Here is a 20,939-nt window from a genome sequence, read left to right on the forward strand (position 1 = left end):
TAATAACATTGGAGAAATTATTATTCATCCAGGCCCTCTTTTTCCTGGAAAAGCTGTAAAAAAAGATATACCACCTATTGGTGAAATTTCAATTAAAGCTATTGTTAATATTGGTGGCTATATGGAATATAATGTATTGCAAAGTAATCGATTAAACCTTACTTTTGAAATGGGAAAGGTCATTTCTCGATCTCTACTTCTTGCATGGCATAGATATAATTTAAAAAATAAAAGCCACTACAATACCTACAAATAATAAAGATGGTAATAGATTTGCTACTCTAATTTTAGTTAATCCTATTAAATTCATTCCTATACCAATAATCATAATTCCTCCAGCGGCTGTCATTTCCTGAAGAAACAAATCAAGTGCAGCTTCTGGTACTAATCTTGTAATTTGTGTAGCAAGCAATGCTATTGTTCCTTGGTATATTGCAACCGGAAAAGCTGAAAAAACAACACCTATTCCTAACGTTGCGGAGAGAATAATAGCAGTAAAGCCGTCAATGATTCCCTTGCTGATTAACAATTCATGATCATTTTGAAGACCGCTATTTAAAGCTCCTAATATACCCATTGCGCCTATTACAAATATAAGTGTGCTTGTAACAAAACCTTGGGCAATACTATCTGTTTGTTTTTTTGAACCAAACTTTTTTTCAATAGCCTGCCCTAACCTGTTAATCCATTTATCTATATCTATCCACTCACCTACAACTGCACCAAGCACGATGCAAATAATGATAATAACAAAATTACTACTTTCTAATCCCATTTGTATACCCATTACCATTACTACTATACCTATAGCATACATTACCGTTTGTTTCATATTTTCAGGGATGTCCTTTAAAAGTCGTCCGATTAATGTCCCTGCTATGATCAGTATTGCATTGACCAATGTACCAAATAACACCATATCCTATCCTCTTCTCCTAAAAATATAACCTATCTCTAGGTTGTCCTAGAAATAGGTCATGTCTAATCCTCTAACAATTTTAAAATTCTTTCCAAGTCATCCTTCGAGTAAAACTCTATCTCGATTTTCCCTTTTTCCTTTTCATTGTTTTTAGTTATTTTTACAGCTGTCCCAAAGAGTTCTCTTAATTCTGATTCTTTTTCTAAAGTAAAAATATCTTTATCTATTTTTTTTGTTTCACGTGGAACATTTTCATTTAAACGTTGAACTAAGGCTTCTAACTGCCTTACATTTAGATTTTCTTTAATTGTTTTTTGCATAATGAGAGGGATAGATTTTTTCTTCTTTAAACCTAATAATGCCTTCCCATGTCCCATGGATAATTTCCCTTCAGAGACAGCATTTCTAACAACATCAGGGAGTGTAAGTAAGCGGATATGGTTTGCTATATGAGGTCTACTTTTCCCCAGTCTGAACGCTAATTGTTCTTGGGTAAGACCAAGAGTTTCCATCAGATTTTGGTAAGCCTCGGCTTCTTCAATCGGTGTTAAATCTTCTCTTTGTAGATTTTCTAAGATAGCAAGTTCCATCATTTGTTGATCATTTAACTCGCGTACTACAGCAGGAATTGCATCTAAATGAGCTTTTTTAGAAGCTCTAAATCTGCGCTCTCCTACAACTATTTCAAACTTAGAACCTTTTTTTCGAACGATGATCGGTTGTAGTACTCCGTGCTCTTTTATAGATTCAGATAACTCTTGTAATGCCTCATCGTCAAATATTTTCCTTGGTTGATAAGGATTAGGTTTAATATCCACAATACTAATCTGTTCTACTTTTTCTTCTGGCATTGTATCTTCTCCAGGAAAAAGAGCATTAATCCCCTTTCCAAGTCCTTTAGCCATGACGAATCACTTCCTTCGCAAGTTCTAAATATACTTCCGCTCCTCTAGATTTTGGATCATAAATAATTATAGGCTCCCCGTGACTAGGTGCTTCACTTAAACGAACATTCCTTGGAATAATAGATTTATATACTTTGTCTTGGAAATATTTTTTAACTTCTTCAATTACTTGAATGCCAAGATTTGTTCTGGCATCAAACATTGTTAATAACACCCCGTCAATTGCCAACGTTTTGTTTAAGTGCTTTTGCACCAATCGAATCGTACTCAGTAACTGGCTTAACCCTTCTAAAGCATAAAATTCACATTGAACTGGGATTATAATGGCATCAGCAGCAGTAAGAGAATTGATAGTTAAGAGACCAAGTGAAGGAGGACAATCTATAATAATATACTCATAATCAGCTTGCACTTCCTGCAATGCTTTTTTAAGTCGCACTTCTCTTGAAATGGTAGATACTAGTTCAATTTCTGCACCAGCTAAAGAAATGGTTGCAGGAACTATATGTAAATTTTCCACTTTCGTTTCTAAAATTGTCTCTTTTACACTAACATCATCTATTAACACATCATAAATACATTGATTCACATCGCCTTTGTTGACACCAACGCCACTAGAAGCATTTCCCTGGGGATCTATATCTACCAGTAAAACCTTCTTTCCTAAGTATGCAAGACAGGCACTTAAGTTAACGGATGTAGTAGTTTTACCTACACCACCTTTTTGGTTGGCTATTGCAATAATTCTTCCCACTCTTGCACCTACTTTCATCAAAATAAAAAACCACTCTCTTCCATTCTATCAAATTTTACAGAAAAATGAATGTTATTATTGTTACAAAAGAAAAACTCTCACAAAATAGTGAGAGTTTCATATATTTTATATATTATAATATCTATTTATGATTTCTTTTTAGGTATTCTTACTGTTATTTGATAAAAATCTTCGGTGTCTTCTTCTTCGGTTTTTAAATTGATTCCACTTTTAGTAACCATACTAAGAGATTGCTTGATCGTATTTAAAGCAATTCGTACATCTTTACTAATCGCTTTTCTTTTAGGCTTTGGAGCTTTTTCCTCTTTTACAGGAGGATTTACTATATCATTAACTTTTTCTTCGAGTTGTTTTACATTCCAATGATTATCAATGGATTCAACCATAAGCTTGATTTGTATTTCTTCATCCTTTATTTGCATAAGAGATCTTGCATGACGTTCCGACAATCTCTTATCCATAATTGCTTGTTGAATTTCTTCTGGTAGTTTCAGCAAACGTAACTTATTAGCTACAGTCGATTGGCCCTTACCTAATCTTTGAGCGAGCGCTTCCTGAGTTAGCTCATGCAGCTTAAGTAATTTTTGATAGGCTACTGCCTCTTCAATGGCAGTCAGCTCTTCTCGTTGAAGATTTTCTATCAATGCAATCGATGCTGTTTCCTTATCACTTAAGTTACGAACTATAGCAGGTACTTCTGTCCACTTAAGCTTTGTCATCGCCCTGAAGCGACGTTCCCCCGCTATTATTTCATACTTATCGTCATCCATTTTACGAATGACGATAGGTTGAATTACACCATGTGTATGAATAGTTCTAGCAAGTTCTTCTATTTTTGCATCATCAAAAACGGTCCTAGGCTGGTACCTATTAGGAACTATTTTTTCTATGGCTACTTGTACTACTTCTTCATTATTAGTCTGAGTAGCCTCAACGACTGGATCTTGTCCTTGCTTATCAGAACCTCCGAAAAATCGTGAGAAAGGACTTTTCATCTAACTAGCACCACCTTTTAGATACTCTTTACTTATGTTCACGACACAGAAAATAATATAATAATGTTTCACGTGGAACGTTCCTCATTAAATAATAGGTGTTTTGTTTGGTATACCTGGCTTTCGAGGGTATCTTTTCGGTGTGCTTTTAATTTTAGAAAAGACATATAACGTTCTCTCACTATTTTCTATCGGTAATAGAAAAGAATACTCCGCACTTTTTTCAGAGCCTAATACCTCAATAGCTTTTTGTGCATCTTTTAATTCATCTAGTGCACTTGCTGCTTTCATAGCTATAAACTTCCCACCGACTTTCACAAGTGGAATACATAGCTCTGACAGTACAGAGAGTCTTGCTACCGCTCGTGCAGTAACAAGATCAAACTGTTCTCTATATTCTTTATTTTGTCCAAATTCCTCCGCACGCGCATGAACAAAATTAACATTTTTTAAATTTAGCTCCTTGCTTAAATGAGTCAAAAATTGAATTCTTTTATTTAAAGAATCAACGATTGTTACATTAAGGTTTGGAAAACAAATTTTTAATGGAATACTTGGAAACCCTGCCCCTGCTCCTACATCACAAACAGAAAGGGAACCATTAAAATCCTCATAGAAAGAAGCACTGATAGAATCTAAAAAATGTTTTAAGTAAACAGATGGTTCATCTGTAATAGCTGTTAAATTCATTTTCTCGTTCCATTCCACAAGTAACTCATAATATTTTCTGAATTGCTCTAATTGGAAATTTGTTAGTTCAATTCCTTTTTCATAGAGGGCATTTTTAAATTGTTCTTCGTTCATTTTGTTCTCCTCATTGTCTTAGACTAACCAGTGATTTTAGCTATCTTACCTTGTTCAATATATATTAGAAGGATAGAAATATCTGCTGGGTTTACTCCTGAAATACGAGATGCTTGTGCAATAGATAATGGTCTTACTTGCATTAGTTTTTGTTTTGCTTCTGTTGCAAGTCCGGAGATTGCATTGTAATCAATTTGATCAGGGATTTTTTTGTTTTCCATTTTTTTCAACTTATCAACTTGTTGTAGAGATTTATCTATATAACCTTCATACTTAACTTGAATCTCAATTTGTTCTTTTTCTTCTTCACTTAACTGAACTTCTCCTGGAACTAGTTGGGCTACTAAGTCGTAGTTCATTTCTGTTCTTTTAAGAAGATCTGAAGCACGAATTCCATCTTTTAATTCGCTACCACCTGCATTACGAACAACTTCTTGAGTCTCCTCATTCGGTTTGATAATAATGGAGCGTAGGCGACGAAGTTCATCTTCAATTCTTTTCTTTTTCTCTAAGAACTTATTATACCGTTCTTCTGGCACTAAGCCAATGTTATATCCAATTTCTAACAATCTCAAATCAGCATTATCATGACGAAGTAGTAAACGATATTCAGCTCTTGAAGTAAGCAAGCGATATGGCTCGTTAGTTCCTTTTGTAACTAAATCATCAATTAAGACACCAATATACGCATCTGATCGGCTCAACACTTTCTCTTCTTTATTTAATACTCTAAGAGCAGCGTTAATTCCTGCCATTAGACCTTGAGCAGCAGCTTCTTCATAACCAGAAGTTCCGTTAATTTGTCCAGCAGTATATAAATTTTTAACTTTTTTTGTTTCTAGCGTAGGCCATAGCTGTGTTGGAACCATTGCATCATATTCAATCGCATAGCCTGCTCGCATCATTTCCGCATTTTCTAATCCTGGGATAGAAGCTAACAGTTTACGTTGTACGTGCTCTGGAAGACTCGTTGATAACCCCTGTACATAAACTTCTCTTGTGTTACGACCCTCTGGCTCTAAGAAGATTTGATGACGTGGCTTATCATTAAATCTAACAATTTTATCTTCAATAGACGGACAGTATCTTGGACCCGTTCCTTTTATCATACCAGAATACATTGGCGATAAATGTAAATTATCATTGATAATTTGATGTGTTTCAGAACTTGTATATGTTAACCAGCAAGGCAATTGATCCATAATAAATTCTGTTGTTTCGAAACTAAATGCTCGAGGAACATCGTCACCTGGCTGAATTTCTGTTTTACTATAGTCCACCGTTTTACTGTTTACACGAGGTGGAGTACCTGTTTTAAATCTAACTAGGTCGAATCCTAAATTGCGGATACTATCAGCTAGCTTAATGGATGGTTGTTGGTTATTGGGACCACTAGAATATTTAAGGTCTCCTATAATAATCTCACCACGTAAAAATGTACCTGTAGTAATAACTACTGTTTCTGCTCGATAAACTGCCCCTACTTGGGTTACTAAGCCAACAATTTTATCATCTTCAACTAATAGTTCTTCTACTACTGCTTGATGAACTGTAAGGTTTGCTTGTTCCTCTATAAGACGTTTCATTTCATTTTGGTATAGAACCTTATCCGCTTGTGCTCGAAGTGCACGTACTGCTGGTCCTTTTCCTGTATTCAACATTCTCATTTGAATGTGAGTTTTATCTATAACTTTACCCATGGCTCCACCTAAGGCGTCAATTTCACGCACTACGATTCCTTTTGCAGGGCCTCCGATGGACGGATTACATGGCATAAATGCAATCATATCTAGATTGATTGTTAAAACAAGCGTTTTAGCACCCATATTAGCAGAGGCTAATGCGGCTTCAACACCCGCATGCCCTGCTCCTACAACAATCACATCGAACTTGCCTGCTTCAAAGTTTGGCATGTTCGTAACTTCCTCTCGTTTTTTATTTTCCTAAACAGAATTGAGCAAATAACTGGTCAATCAGGCTTTCTTCGACTGTATCTCCAATTATTTCTCCTAATATTTCCCACGTTCTAGTAACATCTATTTGAATCATATCGACTGGCACGTGATTATGTGCTGCTTCAATGGCATCAGTAATTGTAGATTTAGCAAGATTTAATAAAGCGATATGACGGGCATTAGAAACATAGGTAATGTCTGACACTTCAATATTTCCTTCAAAGAACAAGGACGCTATAGAGTCTTCTAGCTCGTCAATTCCCTCTTCTTTTAATAAGGAAGTAGAAACAATTCGCTTATCAGTAGCAAGACGTTGTACCTCATCGTAATCTAACTTGGTTGGAAGATCCGTTTTGTTAACGATAACGATATAATCCATTCCTTTAATAGTCTCGAATAACCTTCTATCTTCTTCAGCTAGCTCTTCTGAATTATTCAACACAAGTAAAATTAAATCTGCCTCTTTTAGAACTTGGCGTGATTTCTCTACTCCAATGCGTTCGACTATATCTTCTGTTTCACGGATTCCAGCAGTGTCTACTAATTTTAAAGGGACACCACGTACATTTACATATTCTTCTATAATATCCCTCGTAGTTCCTGCTATCTCCGTAACAATTGCTTTGTTTTCTTGAATTAAGCTATTTAAAAGTGATGATTTCCCTACATTTGGTCTTCCGACAATTGCTGTCGACAGCCCTTCGCGAAGAATTTTACCTTGAGATGAAGTAATTAAAAGCTTTTCAATTTCTTCTTTTACCCAAGTTCCTTTTTCAATCATCATAGGTAACGTCATCTCTTCAACGTCATCATACTCTGGATAATCAATATTTACCTCTACCTGAGCTAAAGTTTCAAGGAGTGCTTGCCTTAAGGTTTTGATGAGACGTGATAAACGTCCATCCATTTGACCTAAAGCTACATTCATTGCTTTATCAGTTTTGGCTCTTATTAAATCCATTACCGCTTCAGCCTGTGATAAGTCTATTCTTCCATTTAAAAAAGCACGTTTTGTAAACTCACCAGGTTCTGCAAGCCGTGCACCATTTATAAGTATTAACTGAAGAACTCTATTTACTGTTACTAGTCCTCCATGACAATTTATCTCTACTACGTCTTCTCTCGTAAAAGTTTTTGGACCTTTCATAAGAGACAACATAACTTCCTCTACTACTTCATTCGTCTTTGGATCCACGAGATGTCCATAATGAATAGTATGAGAAGATTGTTCACTAAGATTTTTTCCATTTGGAGACTGAAAAACTTTATTAGCAATTGAAATTGCCTCTGCCCCACTAAGTCTTACAATGGCAATGGCTCCTTCTCCTAATGGAGTGGAAATTGCAGCTATTGTATCAAATTCCAAAAGTGTACACCTCCTTGCGCTTCCAGTTATCCACATGTGAATAACTAAAAAGAACATGACTATCTAACATATAACAATAACATATTTTGTCCTAAATCAGAAGTATAGATACTTTTTATTATGTGAACAAAAAAAGAATCCTACTGATGGCTTATCGCTCATCTTCGGAAATCTTCTTAAGCGGATTAATAACAGAAGAAAACGGATTCCAGCTTATTTTCAAGCTAAAATCCGTTTTACTTATTTTATTGATTCGATCACTAAATATCTATTTGGTTCATTACCGACTGAGTACGTTTCAATGTCTACTCTTAGGGATAAAGCATTATGAATAATCTTTCTCTCAGAAGAAGACATTGGTTCTAATTCTATCGGTTGACCAGTACGCACTGCTTTGTCAGCCATTCGTTCTGCTAACTGTTCTAATGCTTCTTGTCTTCTTTCACGGTAGTTACCAACATCCAACCTAATAAGGATAAAGGAATTTGAGAATTTGTTTGCAACTAATTGAGATAGGTTTTCCAGTGCATTTAATGTTTGGCCTCTTTTTCCTATTAATAAGGCCGCCTTTTCACTGTTTAAATGAAGATAAATGTACTTACCCTCTCTTGTTTCACTAATTACTAAATCGTCAATATCCAATTCCTTAGCGATTGTTTCAAGATATAGTTTTGTTTCAGCTATCGCTTGATCATTATTTGGTGCTTCAGTGACTTCTATAGTTTCTTTTACTTCTTCTAATGTAGAGGTATTATCTAAAATCGGCTGTTCGATTACTTCCTCTACTATTTTTTCTTCCAAGACCTGATCGACTGGGTCATCCTTTTTTAAAACAGTTACTTCAACAACTGCAGGCTTAGATAAAAATCCAAAAAAGCCTTTTTTCCCTTCTTCCACTACGGTAATTGACACGTCTTCTCTCGATACTTCAAGTTTTTTAAGTGCAACGTTTATAGCTTCCTCTTTTGTAGGTGCAGTCTGTGTAATCTGCTTCATTTTTTGGCCCCTCCCGTTTTTGCTTTAACAGGTACTTGTTTTTCTCTTTTCCAAGGTTTATAAATGAATAAGTTTTGAATGATAGATATAATATTTCCGATTACCCAATACAATGTTAAGGCAGCAGGTAATACAATACCAAATCCCATGATCATGAACGGCATGATATACATCATGATTTTCATTTGAGGGTTGTCCATTGCTGGGCCAGTTCTCAATACGATTAATTGCATGATTCCGGCTAAGACAGCTAGGATAATACTTGGCTCTGCCAATGCAAAACCTAAGAAATCACCTAGATTGATCTCAGGTGTATTATTCATACGACTAATTGCATGATAGAAACCGATTAGTATTGGCATCTGAATAAAAATAGGAAGACATCCAGCTGCTGGATTAATATTTCTATCTTTATATAAAGCCATCATTTCTTGTTGGAATTTTTGCTGTGTTACAGCATCCTTGGAGCTATATTTTTCTTTTAGCTTTAACATCTCTGGTTGTACTTCTTGCATTGCCTTAGAGTTTTTAGTTTGTTTAATCATTAACGGTAAAATTACTAAACGAATAATAATCGTTACTGCAATGATCCCTAGACCATATGTCCCTAATAGCTCTTGGAAAAATGTAATAGCGGAAACTAATGGCCAAACAATGTATTCATTCCAAAAACCTTCGGAAGTATTATAAATTGGTTCATTGAATTCCGTACATCCAGCTAGTAAAGCTGTCATTACTATTAATAATAATAGTAAAGGTAATTTTCTCTTCAACCTTCTTCCCCCTATTAAAATACATTCATCTTTCATCTTTCATCTATCCTTATCTTAACATCTCATCCAAAAGACTTCACTAGCTTTTCTTCTTTAAAACTTTGGCTACTTTCAAAACATGCTCTAAGTTCTTTTTTGTCTCATGAAAGTCAAGCTTGGCCGCCGAATTTCTGGCGATAATAATATAATCTTTGTTTCCTGCCACTGAATCATTCAACTCTAAAAAGGATTGACGAATGTATCTTTTAATACGATTACGAACTACTGCATTGCCAACTTTCTTACTTACAGATAATCCTATTCGAAAATAATCGTATTCATTCTCCATTGTATAAACTACAAACTGCCTGTTGGCGAATGATTTCCCTTTTTTAAAGATCTTTTGAAATTCAGCATTCTTTTTTATGCGTTGTTTCTTATTCATCTAGTCACCTGCTCCAACTAATCGGTTTGAAAGAAAAAAAAGACCACTGAATTGGTCAGTGGACTTATAATTAGCCTGATAATACTTTTCTTCCTTTAGCACGACGGGCTGCTATTACGCGGCGACCGTTTTTTGTACTCATACGTGCGCGGAAACCGTGATTTTTTGCTCTTTTACGGCTATTTGGTTGGAATGTACGTTTCATCTATATGACACCTCCTGAGTGATCATCTTAAAATGTTCCTTAGACAGTCTCCGATATTATATAAAAACTACACTGTATTTGTCAATCTTTATTTAAGTCCACGTCTTGCTGCTTCTGTTTTATACTTGTCCACTCTTATCCACATACTAAGATATCTTTTCCCACTTACCTGTGAATAACAATTTTCGACAAAAAAATATCCACATAGCTTATGAACATGTTTTTAACATATCCCTTTGCTGTGGACAACCTTAACTGTTAATTAATTTAATATTGTGGATAACCTTAAAGTATCTTGTAATTGCAACGTTTTTTTGATACGATATCTGTGTTTTACTTTTTCAAACGAAATATGTTATTTTTTATTATCCACAGTTGTTAGTAATCTGTGGATAATATTTTCCCCATACGTTTATAAAGTTTATCCACAGGACGTGGATTTGTGTATATAACTATAATTTATACATATAAAATATAAAGCAGAATGATTATTCTCTTTTTGTAAAACAGTCTTATTACTAAGAGGTAGGAGAAACAAATTTCCTATCAATCTTATAGAAAAGGAGATTATGTTATTGGAACACTTTGAAGAACTTTGGGCTAAAGTTCTCTCTGAAGTAGAAAAGAAAACATCGAAACCAAGCTTCGAAACCTGGTTAAAATCAACAAAGATGCTTTCTTATAAGGGAGACACTGTAACCATAGCTGCGCCCAATTCCTTTGCTAGGGATTGGCTCGAAAATCACTATGTTCATTTAATTGCTGGCATTCTTACCGAACTTACTGGCAATGAACTATTAATTTCTTTTGTAGTACCTAAGGGTCAGGACTTTGATGACTTTGAAATACCAAAGCCAAAAACACCGGTTACTCCAGATGATCAGCCAGACTTTTCTCCTGGAATGCTTAACTCAAAAAATACATTTGATACTTTTGTCATTGGTTCTGGTAACCGTTTTGCCCATGCTGCGTCTTTAGCTGTAGCAGAAGCACCTGCAAAAGCATATAATCCTCTTTTCATATACGGAGGAGTTGGATTAGGAAAAACCCACTTAATGCACGCGATTGGACACTATGTTCAAGAACACAATCCGAATGCAAAAGTGGTTTATTTATCTTCTGAAAAATTCACGAACGAATTTATTAATTCTATTCGCGATAACAAAGCAGTAGACTTCCGAAATAAGTATCGAAATGTAGATGTTCTCTTAATAGATGATATTCAGTTCCTTGCCGGAAAAGAATCAACTCAAGAAGAATTTTTTCATACTTTTAATGCATTACATGAAGAATCTAAACAAATTGTTATCTCCAGTGACAGACCCCCTAAAGAGATCCCCACTTTAGAGGATCGTTTACGCTCCCGTTTTGAATGGGGCTTGATAACAGATATAGCACCACCTGATTTAGAAACAAGAATTGCTATCTTACGTAAAAAAGCACGCGCAGACGGTTTAGATATTTCTGATGAAGTTATGGCCTATATCGCAAACCAAATTGACTCAAATATAAGAGAGCTTGAAGGTGCACTTATTCGCGTAGTGGCCTATTCCTCGCTTGTTAATAAAGATATTAATATCGACTTGGCTGCTGAGGCATTAAAAGATATTCTGCCAAATGCACGTCCAAGAATTATTACAATCTTAGATATCCAAAAGGTTGTAGGAGAGCATTTTCATATTAGATTAGAGGATTTTACTGCGAAAAAGCGTACCAAATCTATCGCATTCCCTCGTCAGATAGCTATGTTTCTTTCCCGCGAGCTAACTGATTTCTCATTGCCTAAGATTGGCGAAGAGTTTGGTGGACGTGATCATACTACAGTAATTCATGCACACGATAAAATAGCAACGATGCTAAAAACAGATATGAACCTGCAGGATGATATTAAGCAAATAAAATCTATCCTCGGTAGATAATTAGATTGTGGATAAGTTCCTATTTTAGGTCCATACTTAAACACAAGTTATACACATGGGGATATGTGGCGAAATATAGCGAAATATGCACTTATCAACATATCCACAAGCCCTATTACTATATCTATTAATCTTTTAATAAATAATAAATATATAAGTGAGGTACTAAAATGAAATTTGAAGTAATGAGAGATAGTCTATTAAATGGACTAAATGATGTAATGAAAGCCGTAAGTTCTAAAACAACAATTCCTATATTGACTGGATTAAAATTAGAAGTAACAAAAGAAGGTTTGTATTTGACTGGTAGTGATTCAGATATTACGATCCAAACATTTATACCAGTTGAAAAAAATGGAGAACAAATTATAAAGATTGTAGAACCAGGATCAATAGTTGTCCAAGCAAGAATGTTTAGTGAGATTGTTCGTAAATTACCTACAAATGATGTAGAAATTGAAGTTACAAACCAATTCCACACACATATCCGTTCAGGTAAATCAGAATTTAACTTAATAGGCATTGATGCTAGTGAATATCCTTTGTTACCTCAACTTGAAGAAGATCGACAATTCTACATTCCTTCTGACTTGTTGAAATCTATTATTAAAGAAACAGTATTTGCTGTTTCTACATCAGAAAGCAGACCAGTATTAACTGGAGTGAATTGGCAGGTTATTGATGGAGAGCTCCACTGTGTAGCTACAGACAGCCATCGTCTAGCAAAAAGAAAAACAGCATTAAAAGATTTACCTGAAGAAAAATATAGCGTAGTCATTCCAGGAAAAAGCTTAAATGAATTAAATAAAATTCTAGAAGAAACTTCTTCTGAAGTAGCTATAGTTATGACTCAGCAGCAGATATTATTCAAAACAGAGGATGTATTATTTTACTCTAGATTGTTAGAAGGAAATTACCCTGACACATCTAGACTGATCCCAAGCGAATATAAAACAACTATTGTCGTTAACGGTAAATCTTTATTGCAAGCAATAGATCGTGCTTCCTTATTGGCACGAGAAGAAAGAAATAATGTTGTTCGCTTTTCAACTCTAGATTTAAATTCCTTAGAAGTTTCCTCCAACTCTCCGGAAATCGGAAAAGTAGAAGAACAAATTCTAGCGGAAACGATAGAAGGCGAAGAGCTTAAAATTTCTTTCAGTGCTAAATACATGATGGATGCACTAAAGGCGATTGATGGTCAAGATGTTAAAATTCTTTTTGCAGGAACTATGAGACCGTTTGTTTTAAAATCTGTACATGACGATTCAATCTTGCAATTAATCCTTCCGGTAAGAACTTACTAAACAGCATAAACAAGAGATAGTCACCAATAGTGGCTATCTTTTTTACTTATTTGCTTTATTAGGGTAAAATGGTGGGATAAACAAAATGAGAAGAGGTTGAATAATTAGTGGAAGAGATTCGTTTTGATTCGGAATTTATTACCTTAGGTCAATTACTAAAGATGACAGACGCAATAAGTTCAGGTGGAATGGCTAAATGGTTTTTGAGCGAAAATACCGTATATATAAACGGAGAAGCAGATCAACGAAGAGGTAGAAAAATAAGAAACAAAGATGTAGTAAATATTCCAGGAGTAGGAAAATTTCTAATGATTGGACCTGAGAACGGAGAGTAATATGTATATTGAACGACTTGAGCTTAAAAACTTCCGTAATTACGATTCAATAGAATTGGATTTTTCCTCCAAAATAAATGTGTTGATTGGGGAAAACGCCCAAGGTAAAACTAACTTAATGGAATCCCTATATGTATTATCAATGGCGAAGTCTCATAGAACTTCTAATGATAAAGAATTGATACGCTGGGAAGCAGAGTATGGTAAAATAATAGGGGATATACAGAAAAAATATGGACGACTCCCCTTGGAATTAATACTCTCCAAAAAAGGAAAAAAAGCAAAGGTGAATCACCTAGAACAAAATAGACTCAGTGACTACATAGGTCAGCTTAATGTTGTCATGTTTGCACCAGAGGATTTGTTTTTGGTTAAAGGTAGTCCTCAAGTCAGAAGACGTTTTCTAGATATGGAAATAGGACAAATATCTCCTAGGTATTTACATGATTTGCTTAACTTTCAGAAGATTTTAAAGCAAAGAAACCATATTTTAAAAAAACATCAAGGTCAATCTAAGTTAAATGATGTCATGTTTGACGTTTATACAGAACAATATATAAATGCTGCAGTAAAAGTAATACAAAAAAGATTCCAATTTATGGAATTACTTCAAAAGTGGGCAGAACCAATTCACTTTGGTATCTCGCGAGGATTAGAAAAACTCACAGTTGCATATGACTCTACTATAGGTATTAAAGCAGACTATTCGGAAAGTCAGATGAAGACAACTTTAGAGACAAAAATATTTGAAAATCAAAAAAGAGAGTTAGATCGCGGAGTCACTTTGTATGGCCCTCATCGTGATGACCTTAAATTTTTTGTCAATGACTATGATGTTCAAACTTATGGTTCGCAAGGACAACAAAGAACAACAGCCTTATCACTTAAATTAGCCGAAATCGAATTGATAAAACAGGAGGTAGGTGAAGCTCCTGTTTTATTGCTGGATGACGTTCTATCGGAGTTAGATGACTACCGACAATCGCATCTATTAACGACTATTCATGGTGACGTTCAGACGTTTGTTACAACGACAAGTATTGAAGGAATAGCCCATGACACGATTAAACAGGCAAAGATGTTTCATGTGGAACAAGGGGCAGTTATAAAATAAAATTCACCAGTATTGAAAGTAATGAAAGAGTGGGTGAGCAAGTTGGCAATGGAAGAGAAAGATTTACAACCATCTTATGATGCTGATCAGATACAAGTATTAGAAGGTTTAGAAGCGGTAAGAAAACGTCCCGGAATGTACATAGGGACTACTAGCTCTAAAGGACTTCACCATCTTGTATGGGAAATCGTTGATAACAGTATTGATGAGGCGCTCGCTGGTTATTGCGATCATATTATTGTAACGATTGAAAAAGACAATTGGATTCGTGTGGAAGACAATGGCCGTGGTATACCAGTTGATAACCAAGAAAAAATGGGAAAACCTGCAGTTGAAGTTATTATGACTGTTCTTCATGCTGGTGGTAAATTTGGCGGCGGCGGATATAAAGTATCCGGTGGGCTTCACGGTGTTGGTGCATCAGTAGTAAATGCCTTGTCAGAGTATACGGAAGTTTATGTTAAACGCGATGGAAAAATTCATACGATTAAGTTTGAACGAGGAGCTGTTGCTTTACCTTTAGAAGTAACGGGAGAAGCATTAGAAACAGGAACTACTACAAGATTTAAAGCAGACTCGCAAATTTTTACGGAAACAACTGTTTATGAGTATGATATCTTAGCGCACCGCGTAAGAGAATTAGCTTATTTAAACCGTGGTTTGACCATTACTATTGCAGATGAACGAGAAGGCCAAGAAAAGTCAGTTAAATACCTTTACGAGGGTGGTATTAAGTCTTACGTAGAGGATCTAAATAAATCAAAAGAGCCGATTACAGAAGAAGCTATTTTTGTAGAAGGCGAGAAAGACGGAATATCTATTGAAATTGCTATGCAATATAATGCTGGATATTCATCAAACATTTTATCTTTCGCAAATAACATTAATACGTATGAAGGCGGAACACATGAATCCGGCTTTAAAACTGCCCTTACTCGCGTAATTAATGATTATGCAAGAAAAAATGGTTTACTAAAAGATTCAGAAACAAACTTGTCTGGTGATGATGTACGAGAAGGTTTAACTGCTATTGTTTCCGTAAAACATCCCGATCCTCAATTTGAAGGACAAACTAAAACAAAACTCGGTAACTCCGAGGTAAGCACTATTACTAATAGTTTGTTTGCTGAAGGTTTTGATCGATTTTTATTAGAAAATCCTCAAATTGCTAGAAAAATTGTGGATAAAGGGTTGATGGCTGCTCGTGCACGTGTAGCTGCGAAAAAAGCACGAGAATTAACTCGTCGAAAGTCAGCTTTAGAGGTATCTAGCTTACCAGGGAAATTAGCAGATTGTTCTTCTCGTATTCCGGCTGATAGCGAATTGTATATAGTTGAGGGTGACTCGGCAGGTGGATCAGCGAAATCAGGGCGTGATCGTCACTACCAAGCGATTCTTCCATTACGAGGCAAAATATTAAATGTGGAAAAAGCACGTTTAGATAGAATACTTGGAAATGCAGAGATTCGCACTATGATTACAGCTTTAGGCACTGGCATTGGAGAAGAGTTTATTTTAGAAAAAGCTCGTTATCATAAAATCATTATCATGACCGATGCGGATGTAGACGGAGCTCATATTCGTACATTATTACTTACCTTCTTCTTCCGATTTATGAGACCATTGATTGAAGCAGGTTATGTGTATGCAGCACAACCACCTTTATATCAAGTAAAACAAGGAAAGCATGTAGAGTATTGTTATAACGATGAACAACTAAAAGAAATTTTAGATCGCTTACCTAAAACCTCTAAGCCAAATATTCAACGATACAAAGGACTTGGAGAAATGGATGCAACTCAACTTTGGGAAACAACAATGGATCCAGAAAATCGTACATTGCTTCAAGTTAACTTGGATAATGCAATGGAGGCAGATGAAGTCTTCACACAGCTGATGGGTGAAGAGGTAGAGCCTCGTCGTCAGTTTATCGAAGACAACGCTGTATATGTTAAAAATTTAGATATTTAAGAATGTGTTTAACTGGAGGTCTTTAGGATGTCAGAAATACCGAATAAAGGTGTCAGAGGAATCAATATTAGTACAGAAATGAGAACATCCTTTCTTGACTATGCGATGAGCGTTATTGTATCCCGTGCATTACCTGACGTACGAGACGGTTTAAAGCCCGTACATCGTCGAATCTTATATGGGATGCAAGAACTAGGAAATACACCAGATAAGCCTCATAAAAAATCTGCCCGTATCGTAGGAGACGTAATGGGGAAATACCATCCACATGGTGACTCCTCCATTTATGATGCAATGGTTCGTATGGCGCAGGATTTTAGCTATCGATACATGCTGGTAGACGGCCATGGTAACTTTGGATCTGTCGATGGAGACGGAGCAGCGGCTATGCGATATACAGAATCACGTATGTCCAAAATAGCTTTAGAATTATTACGCGATATAAATAAAAATACGATAGATTATAAAGATAACTATGATGGTCAAGAAAAAGAGCCAGTTGTGTTACCAAGTAGATATCCGAATTTACTTGTAAATGGAGCTTCGGGAATTGCCGTAGGTATGGCAACTAACATCCCTTCCCACCATCTTGGGGAGGTAATAGATGGGGTTTTGGCTTTAACGGAAAACCCAGCCATCACTATTGAGGAATTAATGAATATTATTCCAGGTCCCGATTTCCCAACAGGCGGTATCATATTGGGCCGTAGCGGGATTCGTCGTGCTTATGAGACTGGGAAGGGCTCTATCCTAATCCGTGCGAAGGTCGAGATTGAACAAAAGCCTAGCGGTAAAGAAGTAATTATCGTTAAAGAAATTCCATATCAAGTAAATAAAGCTCGTCTAATTGAAAAAATAGCAGAGCTTGTACGTGATAAGAAAATTGATGGAATAACTCATTTGGCTGATGAATCAGATCGAAACGGAATGCGTATTGTTATTGAAGTTCGTAAGGATGCAAATTCTAACGTGCTCCTCAATAACTTATACAAACAAACTGCACTACAATCGAGCTTTGGTATTAATATGTTAGCGTTGGTGGACAACCAGCCTAAAGTGTTGAACCTAAAAGAAATGCTTTACTATTATCTAGAACATCAAAAAGTAGTAATTCGTCGCCGTACGCAGTTTGAATTGAACAAGGCTGAAGACCGTGCGCATATTCTAGAAGGTTTACGAATTGCATTAGATCATATTGATGAAATTATTAAGCTAATTCGTTCTTCTCAAACAGGAGAAATAGCAAAAAACGGCTTAATTGAGCAGTTCGATTTATCAGAACGACAAGCGCAAGCAATTCTAGATATGCGTTTACAACGTTTAACTGGATTAGAGCGCGATAAAATTGAAGATGAATATAAGGCATTAGTTCAATTAATAGAGGAACTAAAATTCATCTTAGCTAATGAATATCGTGTAATTGAAATCATCCGTGAAGAAATTACAGAGATTAAAGATCGCTATGCAGATAAACGCCGAACGGAGATTGTTGCAGGAGGAGCAGAGGTCTTTGAAGATGAAGACCTGATACCTGTAGAAAATTCTGTGCTTACTTTAACAAATAAAGGGTATATTAAACGTTTACCTGCAAATACGTATAAGAGTCAAAAACGTGGTGGTCGTGGGGTACAAGGAATGGGAACTAATGAAGATGATTTCGTTGAGCATTTATTGTACACATCCACCCATGATACAATTCTATTCTTTACGAATAATGGGAAGGTATACCGTGCAAGAGGATTTGAAATTCCAGAGTATGGCCGCACAGCAAAAGGCCTGCCACTGGTTAATCTTCTAGGCATTGAGAAAAACGAGCATGTAACTGCGATGATCCCAATGGCTTCATTCGAAGAAGATAATTACTTAATCTTTACGACCAAGCATGGTGTAACAAAAAGAACACCAGTATCAGGTTTTGCACATATCCGTGCTAATGGTTTAATAGCTATCTCTTTACGAGAAGAGGATGAACTGATAGGAGTTCGTTTAACCAACGGTAAAAAAGAGATTATCATAGGTACTCGTCAAGGTAAGCTAGTAAGATTCGAAGAGACAGATATACGTTCTATGGGCCGGACTGCTGGAGGAGTAAGAGGAATCCGTTTGAAGGATGACGATTATGTAGTAGGAATGGAAATTATAGAACCTGGACAAGAGATACTAGTGGTTACAGAGAATGGCTATGGTAAACGTACACCAGAATCTGAGTATAGATTGCAAACTAGAGGTGGTATGGGTGTGAAAACATGCCAAATCACTGATAAGAATGGACCTTTATGTGCCGTGAAGGCAGTAGATGGCTCTGAAGACTTAATGCTAATCACAATTAATGGCATGTTGATCCGTATGGATGTAAACGACATTTCTATGACAGGACGAAGTACACAAGGTGTTCGTCTAATGAGATTATCTGGCAGCGAGTTAATTGCTACCGTAGCAAAAGTTGAAAAAGAAGAGGAAGAAGAAGTAATAGATGCTGAAATTGAAGAAGCAGCTGTGACTCCTGATGATGATTCATCCTCAACAGAAGAAATAGAAGAATAAGTAAAAAACTACCCTTAGACACTGTTTAAGGGTAGTTTTTTTGTTAGATAACTGTAGCTAAGTAAAAATACGATTTATATTAATTATAGAAACATAGAATTCGCATATACAAGAATCAATAGAATTTAGTATAATTAAGGAAAATAAAAGAAAAAGCAGGGTAACAAATGGAATATATCTTACAAAATCTAGAAGAGGTTAGAATTGGAAGTATAATAGCCGAAGATCTGTTTGTGAATACAAAGTCCCCAGTTGTACGAAAAGATACAAAAGTCTCTAGGGAGCATATTGAGGTACTAAGAGCATTTAATATTATTAAAGTACCTATCTCTGTTGAAAATATCTTTAATAGGTCAGAAGAAGAAATTCTCGAGCTAAACAATAAAAAACAAGTAGATGAGCAGAAAAATAGTAACTCCTTATCGAATAAAACAAACTTTAATACCTTATATAACCAAGCGGTGAATAACTTCTTTAAAGAGTTTACTGCATGGGAAACAGGAGTTAAGGTGGATGTAGCAAAATTAAGAAATATTGTTATGCCTTTAGTAGATCGTGCGATGCAGGAGAAGCATATATTTTCTCTTTTAAATAGTTTTTCTTCTATGGATAAATATGTAGCACACCATTCTATTGCTGTAGGTATATTATCGGGAGCTATTGCAAAAAAGCTTCGTTACGAGCCGGGTCTCATCAACCAAATAGCGACTGCTGGCTTATTAGCTGACGCTGGAATGGCCAAGGTGAACTATAAGATTAGAGATAAAAAGACGCCACTTACGGAAAATGAGTTTTCTGAAATCAAAAAACATACTATTTTTAGCTTCCAAGCTATTAAAGATAGTCCTTTACTGAAGCCAGAAATGAAACTAGCAATCTTCCAGCATCACGAAAGATTAGATGGAAGTGGTTATCCTAAAGGAGAAAGAATGAACAATATATCTCTATTCTCTCAGATTATAGCTGTGGCTGATGTTTATCATGCAATGACATCAGAACGAATATATCGGGCTAAAGCTTCCTCTTTTAAAGTATTAGAGATGATTAAAGAAGAAGAGTTTGGTAAGTATAATATAGAAGTTGTCAATGCTCTCATCTCCCTTGTCTGTGACTTACCTATTTCCACAAAGGTGAGATTATCAGATGGAGAAATGGGAGAGATTATCTTTATTCATAGAGATTCTCCAATGAGACCTATGATCCGTCTCTTGGAAACCGGCCATATAATTGATTTAGCAGGAAAGAGATCCTTGCATATTGAAAGTGTAATCAATTGATAAGATAATGAATTACCCTTCTAATCCAAAGAAGGTAACTCAAGTACTAGAACCTTTTTAAAATGGCTGTTATATAGAAGAATCACTTAGAACTTTTATAAGTGATTCTCATACTTTAAATAGTTCTAAAGTTTATTCTTAAAAAGTATTGACGAATAGGTTCAAAGGATGGTATAGTTATCAAGTTCTCATTTTTAATTCTTATTTGCAAAAAAACAATTTGAATAAAGTTGTTGACAACAAAATAAAATTTTGATATGATAATAAAGCTGTCGGAACAAACGACACAATGAACATTGAAAACTGAACATGCAAAACGTTAAGACATACAGCATCAACAAGCTTCGGCTTGATT

The 20,939-nt window shown here is 35.6% G+C and carries 19 protein-coding genes; 8 read left to right on the forward strand and 11 right to left on the reverse strand.

Going from position 1 to position 20,939, the window contains the following annotated elements:
* Positions 1–256: DUF1256 domain-containing protein (locus AC06OU_RS09725; protein ID WP_475855474.1), on the forward strand; the 256-nt coding region annotated here is incomplete at its 5' end.
* On the opposite strand, the gene AC06OU_RS09730 is transcribed toward AC06OU_RS09725, so the two are convergent.
* The 11 genes from AC06OU_RS09730 to rpmH form a co-directional block, all read right to left on the reverse strand.
* Positions 221–919, reverse strand: a complete 699-nt coding sequence (locus AC06OU_RS09730; RefSeq protein ID WP_475855476.1) for a DUF554 domain-containing protein — start codon at positions 917–919, stop codon at positions 221–223. The genes AC06OU_RS09725 and AC06OU_RS09730 overlap by 36 nt on opposite strands.
* A gap of 62 nt (positions 920–981) precedes the next feature.
* Entirely contained in the window at positions 982–1,824 is an 843-nt protein-coding gene (locus tag AC06OU_RS09735) for a ParB/RepB/Spo0J family partition protein (RefSeq protein WP_340881204.1), read from the reverse strand.
* Positions 1,817–2,578, reverse strand: coding sequence for a ParA family protein (locus AC06OU_RS09740; protein WP_169359841.1), 762 nt, complete (start codon positions 2,576–2,578; stop codon positions 1,817–1,819). Before AC06OU_RS09740 ends, AC06OU_RS09735 begins: the two co-directional genes overlap by 8 nt.
* Positions 2,579–2,724: 146 nt before the next feature.
* Positions 2,725–3,594, reverse strand: a complete 870-nt coding sequence (gene noc / locus AC06OU_RS09745) for a nucleoid occlusion protein (RefSeq protein WP_251556724.1) — start codon at positions 3,592–3,594, stop codon at positions 2,725–2,727.
* 87 nt (positions 3,595–3,681) lie between these two features.
* A complete protein-coding gene (gene rsmG / locus AC06OU_RS09750) occupies positions 3,682–4,398 on the reverse strand; it encodes a 16S rRNA (guanine(527)-N(7))-methyltransferase RsmG (RefSeq protein ID WP_475855478.1) in 717 nt (238 codons plus the stop codon).
* Positions 4,399–4,421: 23 nt separating this feature from the next.
* Positions 4,422–6,311: a tRNA uridine-5-carboxymethylaminomethyl(34) synthesis enzyme MnmG gene (mnmG, locus tag AC06OU_RS09755; RefSeq protein ID WP_475855480.1), complete on the reverse strand. Its 1,890-nt coding sequence runs from the start codon at positions 6,309–6,311 to the stop codon at positions 4,422–4,424.
* 22 nt (positions 6,312–6,333) lie between these two features.
* Positions 6,334–7,719: a tRNA uridine-5-carboxymethylaminomethyl(34) synthesis GTPase MnmE gene (gene mnmE, locus AC06OU_RS09760; RefSeq protein ID WP_169359826.1), complete on the reverse strand. Its 1,386-nt coding sequence runs from the start codon at positions 7,717–7,719 to the stop codon at positions 6,334–6,336.
* A 240-nt stretch (positions 7,720–7,959) separates the two neighbouring features.
* A complete protein-coding gene (gene jag, locus AC06OU_RS09765; RefSeq protein ID WP_340881199.1) occupies positions 7,960–8,715 on the reverse strand; it encodes an RNA-binding cell elongation regulator Jag/EloR in 756 nt (251 codons plus the stop codon).
* Entirely contained in the window at positions 8,712–9,488 is a 777-nt protein-coding gene (yidC, locus tag AC06OU_RS09770; protein WP_169359828.1) for a membrane protein insertase YidC, read from the reverse strand. The genes jag and yidC overlap by 4 nt, the downstream gene beginning before the upstream one ends.
* A gap of 79 nt (positions 9,489–9,567) precedes the next feature.
* Positions 9,568–9,912 (reverse strand): ribonuclease P protein component, encoded by a 345-nt coding sequence (gene rnpA / locus AC06OU_RS09775; protein ID WP_169359829.1) that lies wholly within the window; start codon positions 9,910–9,912, stop codon positions 9,568–9,570.
* Between the two features lie 70 nt (positions 9,913–9,982).
* Positions 9,983–10,117, reverse strand: a complete 135-nt coding sequence (gene rpmH, locus AC06OU_RS09780; protein ID WP_475855482.1) for a 50S ribosomal protein L34 — start codon at positions 10,115–10,117, stop codon at positions 9,983–9,985.
* Positions 10,118–10,692: 575 nt separating this feature from the next.
* Between rpmH and dnaA the strand changes: the two genes are divergently transcribed.
* The 7 genes from dnaA to AC06OU_RS09815 all read left to right on the forward strand — a co-directional run bounded on the left by dnaA (position 10,693) and on the right by AC06OU_RS09815 (position 20,584).
* Complete coding sequence (gene dnaA / locus AC06OU_RS09785; protein WP_340881197.1) at positions 10,693–12,036, forward strand: chromosomal replication initiator protein DnaA; 1,344 nt, start codon at positions 10,693–10,695, stop codon at positions 12,034–12,036.
* A 170-nt stretch (positions 12,037–12,206) separates the two neighbouring features.
* Complete coding sequence (gene dnaN, locus AC06OU_RS09790; protein WP_169359831.1) at positions 12,207–13,343, forward strand: DNA polymerase III subunit beta; 1,137 nt, start codon at positions 12,207–12,209, stop codon at positions 13,341–13,343.
* A 107-nt stretch (positions 13,344–13,450) separates the two neighbouring features.
* Positions 13,451–13,678, forward strand: coding sequence for a S4 domain-containing protein YaaA (yaaA, locus tag AC06OU_RS09795; RefSeq protein ID WP_340881194.1), 228 nt, complete (start codon positions 13,451–13,453; stop codon positions 13,676–13,678).
* 1 nt (position 13,679) lies between these two features.
* Positions 13,680–14,792 carry a DNA replication/repair protein RecF gene (recF, locus tag AC06OU_RS09800; RefSeq protein WP_475855484.1) on the forward strand — a complete coding sequence of 371 codons (1,113 nt, stop codon included), beginning with the start codon at positions 13,680–13,682 and terminating at the stop codon, positions 14,790–14,792.
* A 48-nt stretch (positions 14,793–14,840) separates the two neighbouring features.
* Complete coding sequence (gyrB, locus tag AC06OU_RS09805; RefSeq protein ID WP_475855490.1) at positions 14,841–16,763, forward strand: DNA topoisomerase (ATP-hydrolyzing) subunit B; 1,923 nt, start codon at positions 14,841–14,843, stop codon at positions 16,761–16,763.
* A gap of 27 nt (positions 16,764–16,790) precedes the next feature.
* Positions 16,791–19,307: a DNA gyrase subunit A gene (gene gyrA / locus AC06OU_RS09810; RefSeq protein WP_475855486.1), complete on the forward strand. Its 2,517-nt coding sequence runs from the start codon at positions 16,791–16,793 to the stop codon at positions 19,305–19,307.
* Positions 19,308–19,474: 167 nt separating this feature from the next.
* On the forward strand, positions 19,475–20,584 hold the full coding sequence (locus AC06OU_RS09815; protein WP_475855488.1) for an HD-GYP domain-containing protein: 1,110 nt from the start codon (positions 19,475–19,477) through the stop codon (positions 20,582–20,584).
* The last annotated feature ends 355 nt before the right edge of the window (positions 20,585–20,939 follow it).

It is taken from the genome of Psychrobacillus sp., assembly GCF_056205495.1.